General features: G+C 36.4%; 13 protein-coding genes. 2 read left to right on the forward strand and 11 right to left on the reverse strand.

Annotated elements, in window-relative coordinates:
- Window positions 1–360 precede the first annotated feature (360 nt).
- From SNE38_RS13615 to SNE38_RS13635, 5 genes are all read right to left on the reverse strand, one after another.
- Complete coding sequence (locus tag SNE38_RS13615; RefSeq protein ID WP_336046695.1) at window positions 361–2292, reverse strand: sigma-70 family RNA polymerase sigma factor; 1932 nt, start codon at window positions 2290–2292, stop codon at window positions 361–363.
- A gap of 254 nt (window positions 2293–2546) precedes the next feature.
- The gene (locus tag SNE38_RS13620) at window positions 2547–3515 is read right to left on the reverse strand and encodes an NAD(P)H-dependent flavin oxidoreductase (protein WP_191703649.1); all 969 of its coding nucleotides are present in this window, start codon (window positions 3513–3515) and stop codon (window positions 2547–2549) included.
- A gap of 52 nt (window positions 3516–3567) precedes the next feature.
- Window positions 3568–4350, reverse strand: coding sequence for an enoyl-CoA hydratase/isomerase family protein (locus tag SNE38_RS13625; protein WP_336046696.1), 783 nt, complete (start codon window positions 4348–4350; stop codon window positions 3568–3570).
- Window positions 4351–4410: 60 nt separating this feature from the next.
- A complete protein-coding gene (locus SNE38_RS13630; protein WP_336046697.1) occupies window positions 4411–5610 on the reverse strand; it encodes a CaiB/BaiF CoA transferase family protein in 1200 nt (399 codons plus the stop codon).
- Between the two features lie 59 nt (window positions 5611–5669).
- Entirely contained in the window at window positions 5670–7220 is a 1551-nt protein-coding gene (locus SNE38_RS13635; RefSeq protein ID WP_191703651.1) for a class I adenylate-forming enzyme family protein, read from the reverse strand.
- A 419-nt stretch (window positions 7221–7639) separates the two neighbouring features.
- Here SNE38_RS13635 and SNE38_RS19305 point away from each other — a divergent pair, with 419 nt between their 5' ends.
- Window positions 7640–7918 carry a DUF5658 family protein gene (locus SNE38_RS19305; protein ID WP_408022384.1) on the forward strand — a complete coding sequence of 93 codons (279 nt, stop codon included), beginning with the start codon at window positions 7640–7642 and terminating at the stop codon, window positions 7916–7918.
- 92 nt (window positions 7919–8010) lie between these two features.
- On the opposite strand, the gene SNE38_RS13640 is transcribed toward SNE38_RS19305, so the two are convergent.
- Complete coding sequence (locus tag SNE38_RS13640) at window positions 8011–8724, reverse strand: hypothetical protein (RefSeq protein ID WP_191703653.1); 714 nt, start codon at window positions 8722–8724, stop codon at window positions 8011–8013.
- Window positions 8725–9536: 812 nt separating this feature from the next.
- Here SNE38_RS13640 and SNE38_RS13645 point away from each other — a divergent pair.
- Entirely contained in the window at window positions 9537–14063 is a 4527-nt protein-coding gene (locus SNE38_RS13645) for a S8 family serine peptidase (protein ID WP_336046730.1), read from the forward strand.
- 737 nt (window positions 14064–14800) lie between these two features.
- Here SNE38_RS13645 and SNE38_RS13650 read toward each other — a convergent pair.
- From SNE38_RS13650 to SNE38_RS13670, 5 genes are all read right to left on the reverse strand, one after another.
- Window positions 14801–15739 (reverse strand): DNA/RNA non-specific endonuclease, encoded by a 939-nt coding sequence (locus SNE38_RS13650; protein ID WP_191703654.1) that lies wholly within the window; start codon window positions 15737–15739, stop codon window positions 14801–14803.
- 256 nt (window positions 15740–15995) lie between these two features.
- Window positions 15996–16430: an NUDIX hydrolase gene (locus SNE38_RS13655; protein ID WP_191703655.1), complete on the reverse strand. Its 435-nt coding sequence runs from the start codon at window positions 16428–16430 to the stop codon at window positions 15996–15998.
- 47 nt (window positions 16431–16477) lie between these two features.
- Window positions 16478–16951, reverse strand: coding sequence for a GNAT family N-acetyltransferase (locus tag SNE38_RS13660; protein WP_318247687.1), 474 nt, complete (start codon window positions 16949–16951; stop codon window positions 16478–16480).
- 63 nt (window positions 16952–17014) lie between these two features.
- On the reverse strand, window positions 17015–17809 hold the full coding sequence (locus SNE38_RS13665) for an alpha/beta fold hydrolase (RefSeq protein ID WP_191703656.1): 795 nt from the start codon (window positions 17807–17809) through the stop codon (window positions 17015–17017).
- A gap of 158 nt (window positions 17810–17967) precedes the next feature.
- The gene (locus SNE38_RS13670) at window positions 17968–18213 is read right to left on the reverse strand and encodes a cold-shock protein (protein ID WP_191703657.1); all 246 of its coding nucleotides are present in this window, start codon (window positions 18211–18213) and stop codon (window positions 17968–17970) included.
- Window positions 18214–18342 lie beyond the last annotated feature (129 nt).

Below are 18342 nucleotides of genomic sequence, written 5' to 3' on the forward strand. Positions count from 1 at the left end.
ATTCACAAAATGCTCATATTTATTTAACAATTTCTATGTTTTAATGTAATTTTTGGTCCCTCACCAATATTTGTAAATTGAATTAAGTAACGAGATAAATAGAGGAAGGAATTTCCGTTATTTTTAAAATAACTTAAAAAATGTTGAAAATAAGGGAAGAAATTTCCGTTATTGACCAAAAAAACATGAATTTTCATGATTTTATTTAAAATAACGGTAAAACGTTCCCTTATTTATCCTAAAAATGAACTACATCATTCAAATAACGGTAAAATCTCCCCTTATTTTAGATGGGCACTGATGGCGAATTAGTTTAAGAATATTGGTAGACCTCGCTAGTTGTTCCGCACAGGCTTTTCATTAAATTAAACTATAAATTACATCTCCACTTTCCGCATTAACTCCTCTTATAAAAGCACCGTCCGTCATCCGAATACGGTAAATTAAACGCATTTCGTCCGCATCCTGCTCTGTTTTCCCGTACACCCTGTCCCACTCCAGTTGTAATTTTAAGTCTTTTAGTGGCAATAATTCTTTAATCGTCTTAATCTCTTTTCGTTCAAACTTTTCAATATCTTCAACCGATATATTCGGTGTTAAAAACATCAAAATGCCACCCGTTTTTTTACTAATATTCATATGGAAAAATTCATTTTCAATATAATAACCATCCTTGTGCACTACAAATCGGAAGAATGCGCGGTTTTCCTCTATGTCCTCTGCATCCTTCATTTCAACACGTAAATATGGTGTATACTCCGGATAGTACGTTTGAATAAACTGTGCGGCAATATGTAAACATTCCTCTTCAGAAAGCTTCGCCTCACCTTCGATTTCAACGAACCATATGAAACGATTCAAGCGCTTTGTATGTTTGTCCACTTTTGCCTTTACCCTATTCTCAAACGTACGCTGCATGTAATGATCATATGATTTCCCATCAGAATCTCTCCAGACTTTAGGACGCCAGTGGAGCTCTTCATACGCATCATCCATGCTTTCTTCTTCATATTGCTCCCATTCCTCATTGATGCCAACGATTTCTTCAATTTTGTCCTTTTTAGGCAACGCTTCTACGTTTGGAAACGGAACATAACTTTGCTTTCTCTCATCACTAGAATCAAATAACGGTTTGCCTGTTACCGCATCATAAGCCTGCCTTAAAAGCTTTGATTCATAGATCGTATATATACCTGACTCTGGAACGGAATCATATTGTTCATTAAAGCTTTCAGCACAAATTGACCAGTCACCTTCATACAATGCATTTATGATACGTTCCGTAGGGTAAAGCTCCTTTGGCATTTCAGGAGGATTTTCCATATAACCTGTATAGGTGAAATGAATGACTTCACCTGGATCGGTTACTTCTATAAGACAATAAAAACCGTCTAATGGAAACCCGCCAACAACTTGTCCATACTTAAAGCTTGTACTCGATTCCTTTTTATTTTGTTCTATTAGTTTATAATACGAAAGTGCTTCAGGGTATTGTTCACGTAGCAGTCGCTCGGCTATTTCAAGCTTCATCTCTTCAGTAATCGGTGTACCTTCTTTTGTAGGGGTTTTCGCAAAATCATCAAGTCGGCCTTTATCATCTAATCGAATAAAAACTCCTTCATCTTTACTTTGCCCTTTCCACATGAACGAAGCAATTCCTTCCTCATGATAATCTTCAAGTTCTAGCTCATAATGTGCAGGCACATTTGCATATTGCTGTGCTAAATTTAATAATTGTTCTTTTAACATGCGCTTTATCTCCTTTTGTTGTAATGGCTTGTGCATTGTCTCCTCTAGCTTTTGACGTATTGCTTTTCTGCCGCGGTGTAGATGCATTTTAATCGTGTTGTTTGGCTTCCCTAACATTTCTGCAATTTCAAACACTTTAAAATCATAAAAATAATGCATTACAATCGCTATTTGATAGTCTTTTTTAAGGCTTTCAATTGCGTTATGCAACTCGCTGTAATCCTCGCTGTTTTCCTGGTCTAGTAACTGAAGCTGTTCCATAATTTCTAGCTCTAACAGCTCCGTACGCTTCTTCTTTTTCAATGCAAAAAAGCTTTCACGAATCAATATTTTGTATAGCCATGTCGCAAAATATTTCGGCTCCTTTAGCTGAGCCAGTGCACCGAACGCTTTTATGAACGTTTCTTGCACAATATCTTCCGCATCCTGCTTATTTTTCATATATGTATATGCTTTAACTAGTAATCTAGGCTTATGCATCGATGTTATATGCCGGATTGCATTTTCATCCCCAGCAAGTGCTTGTTGTAAGTACTGATCCATCTTATTCCCTCCTACTAACTTAGAGTACGGATTTAGTTTAAAGGTTTCATTTTGTAAAACATTTTTAAAACTCATCACAAAACATAGTTTGTTTATCTAAGTTTATAATATTACGTGCTTTATCGGCTCAAAAAAAAGACTTCCCTATAGAGAGAAGTCTGTTAAAAATATAATTCACATATTTATAAAGCATGGAGGGGCTTTGATCTAACAAATCATATTTGCACCCTAACCCTAAATTCATCGTACCCATCCTATACAGGGAGCTTTTGCATTACCATTTTCATATGCGCTTCTTTATACTCTTCCTCAAACCGATTAATTAGCTCTCTCGTTGGCACTACTTCTTTAATTGCACCAATACCTTGTCCACTTCCCCAGACATCCTTCCAAGCTTTTTTATCTCCCTCTTTAAAATTCATAGTTGAAAGGTCACCTTGCTCTAGGTTATCTGGATCAAGCCCTACATTTTTAATAGAACCTTTCAAATAATTACCATGCACACCTGTAAATAAATTACTATAAATAATATCGTCTGCCGTACTGTCTACAATCATTTGCTTGTATTCTTCACTAGCATTTGCTTCCGTTGTTGCAATAAATGGTGATCCAATATAGGCGAAGTCAGCACCCATCGCCTGTGCCGCTAAAATAGCTCTACCATTTGCAATCGAACCTGACAAGGCTAATGGTCCATGAAACCATTCCCGAATTTCCTGTATAAGAGCAAATGGACTTTGTCTTCCAGCATGTCCACCCGCACCAGCAGCAACGGCAACTAATCCATCTGCCCCTTTACTAATCGCCTTCTTAGCAAAATTATTTGTTATTACATCATGAAAAACTATACCTCCATAGCTATGAGCCATTTCGAATATCTCTTCACGTGCTCCTAGCGAAGAAATAATAATTGGCACTTTATATTTCATACAAAGCTCCATGTCTTGCTCTAATCTAGTATTAGTTTTATGCACAATTTGATTAATTGCGAACGGGGCAGCAGGTTTTTCAGGGTTATTTTTGTTATACGTATTTAATTCCTCAGTTATTTCTGCTAACCATTCATCAAGCAAACTAGTTTGTCGTGCATTCAGAGCTGGAATAGATCCTACAATCCCTGCTTTACATTGCTCAATCACAAGTTTCGGATTACTAATAATAAACAATGGGGAACCGATAACTGGTAGTCTTAAATTTTCTAAACTATTTGGTAAATGCTCCATAAAATCCACCTTTCCACTTTTATAAAAATTCAACATACATATATTCAGTCGACTATAATTGGTTGAAAACAGGTTTTCGCTTTTCAAAAAAGGCTTCGACACCTTCTTTAAAGTTTGTTGATTCAAAACACATTGCTTGTGCAAACCCTTCTAATTCCAAAGACTGGGACAGATCATCAAGAATGCTTCTATTTACTAGTTTCTTCATTAACCCCAAAGCCATTTGCGGACCTTCTGTAAGCTGATTTGCTAGTTTATACACTTCGTCTGTAAACAAATCATCTTCAAATACTCGATTAACAATTCCAAGTTCATGAGCCTGCTCGCTAGAAATTTTTTCTCCCAAGAACATCATTTCTAGTGCACGATGCCTTCCTATAAGTCTTGGTAAAAAATATATGGAGCCTAAATCAGGAATTAACCCAACTTTTGAAAAACTTTGAATGAATACGGCAGATTGATTCGCAATAATTATGTCGCAAGCTAATGCTAGGCTAAATCCTGCTCCGGCTGCAGCTCCATTAACAGCCGCAATAACCGGTTTCTCAAGATCTACAATGGAAGAAATCATTTCATGTCCCGATTGCAATCTCTTGCGACCCGAAGCCGCTTCTACATCTTTTAAAGCACTTAAATCACCGCCTGCAGAAAACGCATTTCCTTCACCTGTCAACACAATCACTTTTACGTCATCATTGTTTTGAACTTCAGTAAAGAAATCTTTTAATTCCTCGCGCATTTGAAGGCCAAGTGCATTTCTCACCTGAGGGCGATTTAATTTGACGGTACAAACACCATTTTCTGCTAATGTCACTTGTATACTTTGGTAGGTCATTACGTATGATCTTCCCTTCTTTTCGGATTACAATTTCATAATATTGACTATTTTAAATTTTTAGATATTTAAAGACAATTTTTGACCAATAACTCCATTTTTTCTAAATTGTTCAATATGGTCATTTGAATAATTTAATTTGGAAAGAATTTCTTCCGTATGTTCCCCGAGAATAGGAGCATGAGAGTAAATTTCCCCTTGTGTTTCAGAAAATTTAATCGGGAAACCAATTTGCTTAATGGTACCAGCAAGTGGATGGTTCATTTCTTTAAACAATTCACGCTCTATGACTTGAGGATCTTTAAATATTTGGTCAATATCATTAACAGGACTTACACATGTTTCTTCAGAAGCTAATAATTCTATCCAATATGCTTGATTTTCTTGCTTGAATAATTGTGTTAATTTCTGTTTTAATTTCTCTTGAACTTCCTCTGATCCCTCATGTAATGATATCCACTCAGGTTTTTCAATTAGTTCGCAAATCCTTTTCCAAAATTTGAATTCGGACGCTCCGACTGTAAGATATTTCTTATCCTTAGTTTTGTATACGTTATAAAATGCAAATTGACCATCCAAACGATTACTGCCTCTTTCAGGAACTTTACCTGAGGCAAAATAATCAGATGCCGCCGCATATAGCCATGTCACCGCACCATCCATCATAGAAACATCAATATACTGCCCCTTTCCTGTGCGTTCTTTATGGAAAAGAGCCATACAAATACCAGATAACGCCATTAGTGCTCCTCCGCCAATATCAGCTATTTGCACGCCCGGTACAATAGGTTTTCCATCTTTTTCACCTATAAGGCCAAGGATACCACTGTACCCTATGTAATTAATATCATGCCCAGGCAAGTATCGGTATGGTCCTGTTTGTCCATACCCAGTCAATGAGCAGTAGACAATTCCTTCATTAATCTTCGAGATTTCTTCATAACCTAACCCTAAGCGATTCATTACACCCGGACGAAAACTTTCCAAAATCACATCGGCATCAGCAGCCATTTTTTTAAATATTTCTTTACCTTCATCGGTTTTTAGATTTATTTCGATACTCTTTTTATTGCGGTTAATTGTTAAATGTCTTGCTCCAATACCTTCAATTGCCGGCTTTCTCCATCGGATGTAATCTCCTTGTCCTGGTTCCTCAATTTTAATGACTTCTGCTCCATAATCTGCCATCATTAATGTACAATATGGACCGGGCAGTAACCTTGATAAATCCAAAACCTTAACCCCTTTAAGTACTCCCATGCCTCATGCTCCTCTCTCTTATTCTAGTAGACGTGATATTCGATAGCATGTTGCTGGACTCAATGGTAAGCTCCCGTACGCAAAACCATTTTAAGTACCTTTCCCGCAGCATTTCTAGGCAACGACTCCATAAATTCAATAGTCCGCGGTTTTTTATATGAAGCAATACTACTTTGACAAAATTGTATTACCTGTTCTTCCGTCATCTGTCTACCTGACTTTAAGACAATATAAGCTTTCACAGTCTCACCCCATTTAGGATCCGGAATTCCCACTACTGCAGCTTCTAAAATATCGGGATGAGAATATAAAACATCTTCCAATTCTTTTGGGAAAATATTTTCACCGCCACTAATAATCATGTCCTTTTTTCGGTCTACCACATAAATATAGCCCTCTTCATCCATTCGTACTAGATCGCCACTATGAAACCAGCCCCCTTTGAATGCTTCTTCTGTTGCCGCCTCATTTTTATAATATTCCTTCATTGTAGTTGGTCCCTGATAGACAATTTCCCCCACTTCTCCAACAGGCACATCATTCATTTCATTATCCACAATTCGTACCCTTACATTAATAGAAGGTTTTCCAACAGATTCAGTCTTCCTAAGTGCATCTTCACCGGCTAAATACGTTGTGGAGGGACTCATTTCTGTTTGCCCAAAAGCTTCTAATATAGTTGCATTTTTAAACACTTCTAAAATTCTTTTTTTAATTTCAATAGGACAGATTGCTCCCCCTAAAGAACAATTCGTCATTGAACTTAAATCATAATCAGATATATTCGGCACTTGGAATAGAAAGTTCCACATAGCCGGAACCATAAACATTGTTTCAATTTTCTCATCTTGAACTGTCTTCAGAACGACATCTGGTTGGAATTCACGGTGGATAATAATCGTCCCTTCTATTAGACAATTCTGTAAAAGAGAGGACAGAGCAGCAACATGGAAAAGTGGAGAAATAATCAATTGCCTAGAGCCCTTTCTAGGTTGAGAGTGATAAAGTTTATTCATTGCATTCATATAAAAATTTTTATGGGTTAAGACTGCCCCTTTTGGTTTTCCTGTTGTACCTGATGTATATATAATGGCATGTGCATCATCGTCAGTGAGGTTTACAGGCTTGTATTCATTAGTTGTACTAAATAATGCTTCATATGGGATTGTGTTTGTCTCAAATTCTAAATTCTCGGCTTTAATTGGCACGATGATTTTAACTTGTGATAGGTTAATAGAACGAACGCTATCTATAAATTCTTCTTCAACAAATAATATCTTTACATCAGATTGGTTCAGGATATATTCCATTTCCTTTGAAGCTAAACGGAAATTGACAGGAACAAAAACACCACCACTTAAAGAAACCCCAAAATATAACTCGACAAAAGGCAGGCCATTCTTCAACAAGCAGCCTACCTTGTCATCTATCCCAACCCCTTGAGCCTGTAGCCATCCCGCTAAATGTAGTGAACGCGTCAAAAGTTCCCGATACGTTATTCGATGATTTCCATCAATAAATGCTTCCCGATCAGGAACATTATGTGCAGCATATTTAAGTGCTTCCCCAATTAGCAGCTGTTGGGACATCGATAATACTTTCTGAACCATACCCATCACCTTTCTATTAAAAAATAATAATGATCTTAAATGTTACTATCGTTTTAGCATCTCATTTAAATTATATTCATCTAGCTTCTCTTAATATGCAGAAAAAACTTCTTTATATTTTGAATCTGATTCATGCTCTTTCAACCATTTTCCAGTAAATTCTTTTGTCTCTTTTTCCCATTCTATGTACTAAGGGCCCGACAGCCGACAGTTCAAGATAATTAAATCAATTTCTACTTTAATTTCGGTTATATAGGCAGTATAAAATAAGTACACTTTGGTAAACGCTTATCTAAAGATGAAGAGATTGAAAAAAATCAAAAAGCAGAAAAAATATATCTATGGAAAAATTATAAAAGGAGAGATTGCGATTCAGCGAAGAGTGATATATTATGAGACGTTTGTTTGATATTAAACGGATGTTGTTGGTCATTTTGGTGTTAAACCTTATTGATGGCATTTTTACGGCCTGGGGACTCAGCAACGAATGGATTGAAGAAGCGAACCCCCTGTTGAGCTCGCTTTCACCTTTAATGATCCTCGGAATAAAATTTATCTTATCTGGTCTAGTTTGGTTTTTATGGAAATCAGATTTCCCTACAAGGTTAACGAATGTTTGGCGTGTGGTTCTTTCTTTCGTCGTGTTCTTATATACGGGGGTATTCTTTCTACACATGACATGGATTACAATGTTGTAAAAAAGCAGTTCATAGGTTTCTCAACTAAAACACAAAAATATAGGCTGACGAGAAAGTATTATTTTCTCGTCAGCCCTCTTTTTTATAACATATTAAATAAATTTTACACCATACATAACCAAAGTAACTATTAATAATACAGGCATAGCTTCCTGTGGTAATAGCAGCTCAATTTTACGTCTAATGACAAAAGCTACAACAATGATAATGATTACTAAATACAACAAATAGCCGCCCTCTGCGAAAATAGGCATTCCAGGAGATAAAAATAAAACGGTAAAAGCCATTAAGAAAAATACAAGGCGCGCTACAATTTGTGTTGCACGAAGGGATTTCTTTGCCGCAATTATTAAAAATGGCATTGAAATGAAGATGCCACCAAGTACCCCTCCTGGAATAATAGTATGTTCAATTCGCATCGCAATGTATAGTATCAACAAAAGTATAGCGGCTGTTAAAACATCTACTATCGTGCCATTTGCTCGATAAACATAAAGGCATCCAAGTATAAAAAGTAGCATCCCAAGCATAATCAATACACTTGGCGTTTTCTGAAGAAATAGAATATCTCCAATCGTTAATAAGGTATACCAAGTAATTAAAACAAAAAGCCATTTATGAAATGCGTTAAATTTTGTTTGCTGCACAAGTCTTACCCATGCAATTGTAAAGACAATATAAATAAGACCCGTTAAAGCCGCCATATAGGCATCCTGAATTATGTATTCTTCTGGATTAAATGGTGTCAACGTCACTAAAGTAATTGTAACTACATATGTAAGTATCAATATTAATTCGTTCTTCATACTGAGTCCTCCTATCCCCTTCATTATGGCACAATAATTTTAGGAAAAATATATTTTTTTCATTTTCTTCAAATTTTACACCACCTAGATCTAAGCGAAATTTCGACATTTTTAAAAAAGAACATTATTAAGAAAGAACGAAAGTTAAATAAAAAATTGTGAACTAGTTAAATATACACAGTAATTTTACATGCCTTTTTACCCCTCTAATTTATTGATAGATTTAGTTGAAAATAACATTATGAATACTTTAATGTTTATTTGCAAAAAACACTAACTCTCTAACTCGCTGTAATTACTAAATTTACCGACTAATTATGTCCCAAGGGCACTTACCATTTTTCTATATTGAGAATAATAATTACATATTACAAAGGTGAATAAAAAGACTCACTTACAACCTCAAAAAATAAATTGACCTTTAGACCTATTGCTCTTTTTATAGGTTAAATTATTCTTTTTTTGACTTGGATGATAAGTTCAATATATTTGTGATATCTAAAATATCAGCTAAACCCTAGTATTACTGAATTCCACCATTGACGCACTATGTCTCATTACTCTCTTTACCCTCAAAAAAATAGTTAATTAATTCCAAATGTGTTTTTCATATAATATATTCGACATAACATGACAAACAAATAATTTTCCATAATCTAACATAGTACTTACATCTAGAGAATTTAAATTCACAATTTAGTAATTTCCACCCAAAAAATCGAAGGAAGGAGGAAAGGTTGATCTTTAAGCACAACCTACATGCTTCAACTCTACATTTAAAAGTACAAAGTGAATTAAAAATCGAGGGAGGAATGAAATTGAAGAAGAAAAAAAATTCTAGAAAAGCACTTAGTATCTTCGCAACTGCAGCGATGACGTTTTCTTTATTGACACCAAGTGTTGCTAGCGCACAAACAACTTCCAGTCAACTCTATGAATCTTTTAGAGATTCCAATTCTATTAGTACTTTTAGTTCTGCACGCGAAAAATTGAACGCGCGCTTACTGGAAAATTTCAAAGAAGATAACAAAGTAACATTTTTAGTGAAATTTAAAGAGAAAGCGAATTCTGCTCAAGTTGCTACGGCTGCTCGTCAAAAAGCGGAAGATTCAAACTTATCCGCTCATAACGCAAAGTTGATGCAACGTTCTGCTGTTGTTTCTGAATTAAAGGCAACTTCTATTGAATCTCAAGAATCTGTAATGCAATTCCTTGATAAAGAAGCAGCACTTGGCAATGCAACAGATATTACATCCTTTTATATCGTAAATGCAATTGCTGTCACAGCAACCCAAGAAGTTGCGGAAAAAATCGCCACATTCGAAGAAGTAGAGAAAGTTTTACCAAATGAAACACGTCAACTCTTTACAACCAAAACTGAAAATGCCGTAACACCAAATGCGGAAGTTGCAAACGTTGAATGGAATATCGAACGCGTTAATGCACCAGAAGTATGGGACATGGGCATTGATGGTTCAGGTACAGTAGTTGCAAGTATCGACACGGGCGTTCAATGGGATCACCCAGCATTAAAAGAAAAATACCGTGGCTATAACGCAGCAACTGGTGAAGTTTCTCATGATTATAGTTGGTATGATTCAACTTCTGCTGGACGAGCTACTCCATATGATGACCAAGACCACGGAACACACGTTACAGGTACTATGGTTGGTAGTGAACCAAATGGCTCAAATCAAATAGGTGTTGCACCTGGAGCAAAGTATATTGCAGTAAAAGCATTCACTGCTAGCGGCGGATCAGATGCGGACCTATTAGAGGCAGCTCAGTGGATTTTAGCACCAACAGATGCTAACGGAAACCCACGTGTTGATATGGCACCAGATGTCGTGAATAACTCTTGGGGCGGTGGTCCTGGATTAGACGAGTGGTACCGTGATGTTGTTATTAACTGGCGTGCAGCAGAAATCTTCCCTGAATTCTCTGCAGGTAATACAACTTTCACTAACCCAGGGGGTGCTGGATCTGTTGCTGCACCAGCAAACTATCCGGAGTCGTTTGCAACAGGCGCAACAGACATCAATAACTTAGTAGGAAATTTCTCTCTACGTGGCCCATCACCTTACTCTGAAATTAAACCAGATATTTCTGCACCAGGTGTGAACATTCGTTCATCTGTCCCTGGAGGAGGTTATGAAGGTGGTTGGAATGGTACATCGATGGCTGGTCCTGCTGTATCAGGCGTAGCTGCTCTCCTTCGCCAAGTAAATGCAAATTTAACAGTAGATGAAATGGAACAGATTCTTCTAGACACTGCAAATCCACTAACTGACAGTCAATACCCTACTACACCTAACCAAGCTTATGGTTATGGATTAGTGGATGCTTATGAAGCTGTTTCCTCTATTATTACTGGACTTGGTACACTAGAGGGCCAAGTTACACAAGAAGGAACGGATAATGAAGCACCTAATTTCGATCATACTGCACCACATGAAACATATGCCGGAATGGATCTAAAATTAACCGTTTCAGTTAATGATAACATTAGTGTTTCATCAGTTGTACTTAACTACAAAGATGCAAATAATGCATGGCAACAAATCCCGGCTGGTCGTAAATCAGGAGATCATAAAGCTGGTGAATTCGCTGTAGTTATTCCGGGTGAATTAATCTCTGGTAATTCATTTACGTATAAATGGACAATTAATGACTTTGGTAACAATGAAGTAATCAGTGACGAGTACGTTGTAGAAGTAAAACCAGGCATCACTGTTGGTTATTTCGAAAACTTTGAAACACAACCAATTGGTTGGTACTCATTTGGTACTAATGATAGCTGGGATTGGGGTGTACCAACATCTGGCCCAGGAAATGCAGCCTCAGGTGAAAAGGTTTATGCAACAAACTTATCTGGCACATATGCAAACAGTATGAATGCTACACTTGTTGCACCTCCAATTGATCTACCTGAAGGAAACTCTTACCTACAATTTAAACATTGGCATAACTTCGAACAAGCTAGTACTGGTAGAGCATATGATTATGGACATGTATTTGTTTCAACAGACCAAGAAAACTGGACACAATTATTAATGGTTCAAGGTCTATCAAATAGTTGGGTAGATGCAGAGGTTGATTTATCAGACTATGCTGGACAACGTATCTATATCGGCTTCAATGCATTCTCAGATTCTAGTGTACAACGAGATGGCTGGTATATTGATGATGTGGCGTTAGCTAGCGTATCTCAAACTGGTAAAGTCTCTAAAGGTAAAAACAATAATAATGGAAACGGTAAAGGAAATGAAAATGGAAATAAAGGAAATAACAATGGGAACAATGGAAACAATGGGAATAAAGGAAACGGAAAAGATAAAGAGGCACTAAAAGAAGCTGTAGATCCAAAGACAATTAAACCTGAAGTACTAAAAAAAGATGAGGCACCTGAGATTGAAGTAATCAACAATCCAACACTTCTACCATTAGGAGCTCAAGTAAGTGTTCTAGAATCAGGACGTTCAGTTTATTCAAGCCCAGCAGATGGATCATACAAACTGACACATGGTACGGGAACATTTAATGTAAAAGCAGAGGCTTACGGTTTCACATCTGAAGTACAATCAGTCACTATTGAGGCGGATGGCACTTCTACTGCGAATTTCACATTAGATGAAATTGAACAAAATACAATAAGCGGTACAATTACTGATGAATCAACAGGAGAAGCGATCGAAGGTGCAACAGTTATTCTAGTTGAAGACGCAAATATCACACCTGTTGAAACAGATGCTAACGGTAACTTTGCCCTTACAGCATATGTAGGAACGTACACACTTAAAGTAATTGCTCGTGGATACCATGGAAAGGAAATTCCTGTATCTCTTACAGGTGAATTATCACCTCTAAGCATTTCTCTTGAACCTTTCTACACATATCCAGGTGGAGAAATCGGCTATGATGATGGCACTGCGGAAAATGCGCGTGCATTCAATGCTGCCGGAAATGCATGGGCAGTAAAAATGTCTCTTCCTGAAGGAAAAGAAAACGGAATTGTAACAGATGGTGTATTCCGCTTCTGGACAAATGAATGGCCAAACCCAGGTGGAACTGCATTTGCAGTGGAAGTTTGGGATGCTACCGGAGCAGACGGTACACCAGGTAAACAATTAGCTGGCCCAGTTAATGCAACAGCTCTTCGAAATGGTCAATGGACAATCGTAGATTTAACAGAACACAATATCGTTGTAAATGGTGACTTCTATATGGTTTACCGTCAAACAGTTGCAAACCCGAATACGCCAGGTCTAGCAACGGATGAAGATGGCAAAAATGCAGCAAGAAGCTATCAGCATGTATCAGGTGCTTGGTCTACAGCCCCTGCCGCTGAAGGAAACTATATGATTCGCGCACGCGTTAGCTATGAGGTAGTCGGTCCAGTAATCACTTCCCCAGCTACAAACTCAATTACAAATGAAGCTGTAACAACAATTACTGGAACAGCATCTCCAACAACAACAATTGAGTTAAAACAAAATGGTGAAGTGGTAACTACAGCAGTAGTTGGAAACGATGGCAAATTTTCAATTGAAGCAAACTTAGTTGAAGGGGCTAATGAATTTTCTGTTCTTTCGAAGTTAGATGGTCGAGTAACAGGTGAATCGACTCCTATTTTAGTAACTTTAGACACTATGTCTCCTGAACTAACGATCGACAAACCAACTAATGGTGAAAAAATTAATCGCGAAACAGTAACTGTAGAAGGTTTAATTACTGATGAAAACATTGACACAGTAACTGTGAATGGCTTTAACGCAAAGATTAGCGATGGAAAATATTCACACCGAGTTATTCTTGATAATGGAACGAATGAAATCACTGTAGTAGCTACAGACAAAGCTGGCAACAGTACTTCTAAAACAGTTACTGTTACTGCAGATTTCGATGCACCAATCATTTCAAACTTAAAACCAGCTACAGACATTACAATCACAACTGGTAGAACAGTTAAAATTGAGTTTGATAGTGAGCCAGGATTAAAGCCTACTTTTGTAATCCATATGCCTTTAACAAACTTAGTTCAAAATGCAACTGAATTACCAATGATGGAACAAGGAAATGGTCATTACGTTGGTTATTGGACAGTTCCTGCTGATACTGTTGCAAACGGTGCAGTAATTGAAGTAATCGCAATCGATGGCTTCAATAACGAAACTCGTCAAAAAGCTGCCGGTAAATTATTTATTAATGTATCAGCACCTACTGCAGCTCCTAGCATTGCTCCTTCTGTAGAACCAACTAAAGAAGAGCCAAAAGAAGAATCTAAAGAAGAATCTAAAGAAGAATCTTTTAATGGTGATGATTTCACAGTAACACCGTAATAAACATAATTAGCACCTAATTTTGAGTTTCCCCTTTAAGTGATATAGGGTTCACCCAATTTAGCAAAATAAAACTGAGTTCGGTATTATACCGGACTCAGTTTTAAATTTGCCGTTATTCATTTTGCAATGTAATACGTGATATTGATCTTAATCAATTCCTAAAGAATTACCTTGATGGTCCTGTGCAATGGAGATCCGATAGCTCTTTAATTGAAGCTTCGTGGACCGAGAATGATTCAATTTGTTACTTAGCTCATAACTACCCAGAACTTTTAAGCCCATGATGTGAAAATAGCAATTAGCTGAGAGGAAAATAAGCGGAGGATTTACCCTTATTTGCAGAATTGTGCTCATTTTGATGAAAATAAGGGGAGTATTTCCGCTTATTTACGTTAAAAGCTTTAAATTTTATGTTTTTTTAATAAATAGCCGGAATTTCTTCCTTTATTTTGACCATTATTCACTTTATTTTTTAAATAACGGAAATTTGTTCCTCTATTTTGGACTCACCTTTACCCTAAGGTCCCCTCCTTTAGAGGTTATTGCTGTTATGGAAATAGGTCTTGTTTTAACCCTCTAACATTGCATTCATCAGATGCGTTTGCTTAATTTCGTTTATTGATAAGTATAATTCGTAGTTACCAAATTCTAAAATTTTATCTAATAATGCATTTAATGATTCTTGAAGATTTACTTTTACTTTTAGAGAGAATACAAAATTAGTGAAAGTGTTCCTACTCCCCTACCAAACCATCCTTATCAGCATCGTGCATATAAGGATATAACCAATGATCACTCGTTATTGGCATACTGAACCCAGCTGCTTTGGCTTCTTTAATTGTCACCTGTCCGTTACCATTTGTATCAACACTAGAAATATCACCTTTAGTGTTTGAATTAGTCGATTTGGGAGGTTCACTATTAGTTAAACCGAGTGATTCGTTTACTTCATCAGGGTTCACGTTGTCAAATGTATCAACGATCTTTTTACCCTTTAAAGTATACGTATACTGATAACTTGAAGGAATCTGCGTTTTTGTATTCGGATATTTGATAATGGCTTCAAACATAGTGGCACCATCAGCTTTACGGATTGCGTCTTCCATATAAGCTTGATCACCATGTCGGTTGAGCGTACTATTTTGTGGGGTAATATTGTATGCGTTCGATACCCCTCCGAGTGAATCAGCAATGACATGTCCTTCATCTAAAACGGAACTTTCGACACCAGGAACCTTTGCTTCATCAGCGTAGTATCTACCAGACGATAATACCGGTTCGTTATCGTCATCTTGTAGTATAATTTTGTCCGCAATGACACGTACTAATTGCCCGTATTCATTTGTAAATGCCCAATAATCACGGTCCCCGAAACCAATGTTAACTACCACGTTAGGTTCACGATGACCAGATAAATTACCGCCATCCACTTCTATAAGTTTATATCCTGAAAACTGGTCTTTATTTGATTGAGCTGGAGTTTCCTCTACTATAGGTTCATCAACAACCGTAGTGGCAGTTTCTTCACCTTCACTATTTTCATTTGTATCAACTGTTGTTACTTCTTGTGTATCTGTTTCTCCATCTGTAATGGATGCATTTTCTACTTCAGTACAACCAACCATAAAGATAGCTGTTAAAAGTAAGAATAACACGTTCATTTTATTCTTCATTTTTTAGGACTCTCCTATAATCATTACATATTGTTCACTCAAAAAGAATGCTAACATAGTTTAACATTGTTAACCTCTCGATAATAGTAGAAATATATTGCGATAATATTCAGAGATATTTTTTACTGGAATCAGATTTATTCGTAAAATGAAATGATATTAAACAAGATTCCGCCCTCCCAAACTCTTATTTAGTAATATGCAGAAAGAAAAAAGGCGCTAATTCTTATTATAGAATCGCGCCTTAAAACTAATATTACACATGCAAATTATCCTGTAGTAGTTTCTCTGCAAGTTTAATGTTTTCTTTTAAAAATATAGGTAATTCTGTATGAGTAAGAATCTCTGAAGTAGTCATCCAAACAACATCATCCACTTCATCCGTACTTTTAGCGTAAGGTTCCCCAGATTTATGCTGACATAGAAAAACGATATCTATCACATTTATCCCTGATTCTGTCACGAAGGAGGAACTATTTACATATTTAATGCCTGTAATTTCACAACCTACTTCTTCAAAAACTTCTCGTTTTAACGTTCTTTCCAAAATATCAGATGAATTACCTTCAATCTCACACTTTCCACCTACTAAGGAGAGGCCTCCACCAGCATGCTCCTCCTTTTCACTTCTATGGATTAATAGCCATTTCTCATTGCGACGAATTGCTCCTTCTACATTTACTACAAACATAAAATTTCCCCCTGAAATTTTGACTTTATCTATCAAATCTTGCCGTTTCAATAAATCACTTTCTTAAATACATCAATCTTTTCGTATTTTTCATCAGAAACAGTTTCAACATAGATCCACCCTCTTTTTCTGTAATATTCAGATGCATCCTCTGTTCTTAAATATAGTTCATTGAAACCTAATTCCTTAACTACTTCGATGGTTTTGTCTATTAACGCTTTCCCAACACTTCTACCTCGATATTCAGGTTTCGTATATAAAGATGCCAGCCAAGGTTTGTACCTTTCCCTTATCTTTAGATCGTTTTCAAAAATTGAAACTGTACCTATACATTCTCCGTTCTCAAAAGCAACGAGAGTTATTGGAAAAGTAGTATCCTTTTCATTTGAAATATAATTCACTACATCTTCAAATTTCTTACTACTACCAGTTTTCTCAACAAATTCCTTGAAAATCATTTTCGAAACTTCATTTATTTTATCAGGATGTTTTTTTAAAAAATCGATTTCTATTTTTATCACCCTTTCAATTATTTTAAATTCGATTCGAGTAAGGTCATTCTTACTTTTTACCAGCTACACAAGTCAAAATTTTTCTGATTCAAGTCTGTCTAACCAGTTATGAACTAATGCATTAAATACATCGGTTTGTTCGATTTGAAGGTTGTGACCAGCCATATCAAGAACTGAAAAAGTTGCCCTTGGATAATCCTCTATAAGTCGCCAGACATCGTGATATCCAACTATATGATCTTGGCGACCTGTTATAATTAGTGTGGGATATTCCATTTTAGACGAAATATCGAAAGTAAAGCCATATCCGTTTTGACGGATATAGTTCAGGAATTCCTCATTTGTTTGTTTAGAAGGAAGTAAAATTTCATTTCTAAACCTTTCCCATTCAGTTTGACCTTGTACTACCCCCATGGAGCAAAATTCCTCAGCATCTTCTGGAGACAAAAGAGATATGAAGTTGCTATCTCTTTTTATAGTGGTCTGCTTTGGTACTTCCCTGTCATTGAATTCAGGTACTGTCAATGGCGCAATCAGTAATAATCCACGAACTGTATTCTGTCGTAAACTGGCTATCCCTCTTGCAATGTACCCTCCATATGAATTACCACAAATAATAAACTCTTCGCCAGGGATAAGCTGGTCTAAAAGTTGTAATATTGCTTCTAACATATCATCAGAATTATGAATAGATGGTTGTGGCTCGGATTGCCCCATTCCCGGCATATCTATGTATATTCTTTTCCATCCGCTCCGTTTCTCAAATAACGGTTCCAATGCATGTAACATTACTTGATGGTCAAGCGTCCAACCATGCAACATAACGATAGGATATCCTTCTCCAATTACTTTATGGTAAATCGACACGTATTCTCCCCCTTTTACTGCGTTCAGTTAAATGTAATATCCACACTATTCTAACATAAATACCCATTTATTTTGTAAAGGGTATTTCCAAATTGGCTCAATTTAAAAAGGCACATTTCTTATTAAAGAAATGCACCAGATTACTGAATAAGTATTTTTTAATCAGAAATAACAATTAAATTTTCAGCTACTTGTTTCTGATCTGTAGAATTTGGGCTTTCAATTAAATCGAATGATACTTCTTGACCTTCTTTAAGAAAACTAAATCCATCCGGAAATCTTTTGTTATCAGGTAAGATCGAACTAAAGTGAACGAAAACATGATTAGAATCTTCACCATCAAGCATTATACGACCGTACCCCTTTTCAACTTTATACCACTTAACTATTCCCTCTCTTTTCATATCTTTTCATCCTTTCATTCGTTCAATAAATACATTGCATAAATTTTAACATAAATACTAAATTACTTGATAAGCGTTGCTCAGTCAAACGGTCTAATTGCTGTAAAAACATAGTTACTCTTCAAATAA

The organism is Solibacillus ferritrahens (assembly GCF_037027585.1).
GTDB lineage: Bacteria > Bacillota > Bacilli > Bacillales_A > Planococcaceae > Solibacillus > Solibacillus ferritrahens.

Coding starts and splice junctions, on each gene's coding strand:
- SNE38_RS13615 (WP_336046695.1), bottom strand. CDS start 2,292: ATGGATCAGTACTTACAACAAGCACTTGCTGGGGATGAAAATGCAATC.
- SNE38_RS13620 (WP_191703649.1), bottom strand. CDS start 3,515: ATGGAGCATTTACCAAATAGTTTAGAAAATTTAAGACTACCAGTTATC.
- SNE38_RS13625 (WP_336046696.1), bottom strand. CDS start 4,350: ATGACCTACCAAAGTATACAAGTGACATTAGCAGAAAATGGTGTTTGT.
- SNE38_RS13630 (WP_336046697.1), bottom strand. CDS start 5,610: ATGGGAGTACTTAAAGGGGTTAAGGTTTTGGATTTATCAAGGTTACTG.
- SNE38_RS13635 (WP_191703651.1), bottom strand. CDS start 7,220: ATGGTTCAGAAAGTATTATCGATGTCCCAACAGCTGCTAATTGGGGAA.
- SNE38_RS19305 (WP_408022384.1), top strand. CDS start 7,640: ATGTTGTTGGTCATTTTGGTGTTAAACCTTATTGATGGCATTTTTACG.
- SNE38_RS13640 (WP_191703653.1), bottom strand. CDS start 8,724: ATGAAGAACGAATTAATATTGATACTTACATATGTAGTTACAATTACT.
- SNE38_RS13645 (WP_336046730.1), top strand. CDS start 9,537: ATGAAATTGAAGAAGAAAAAAAATTCTAGAAAAGCACTTAGTATCTTC.
- SNE38_RS13650 (WP_191703654.1), bottom strand. CDS start 15,739: ATGAAGAATAAAATGAACGTGTTATTCTTACTTTTAACAGCTATCTTT.
- SNE38_RS13655 (WP_191703655.1), bottom strand. CDS start 16,430: ATGTTTGTAGTAAATGTAGAAGGAGCAATTCGTCGCAATGAGAAATGG.
- SNE38_RS13670 (WP_191703657.1), bottom strand. CDS start 18,213: ATGAAAAGAGAGGGAATAGTTAAGTGGTATAAAGTTGAAAAGGGGTAC.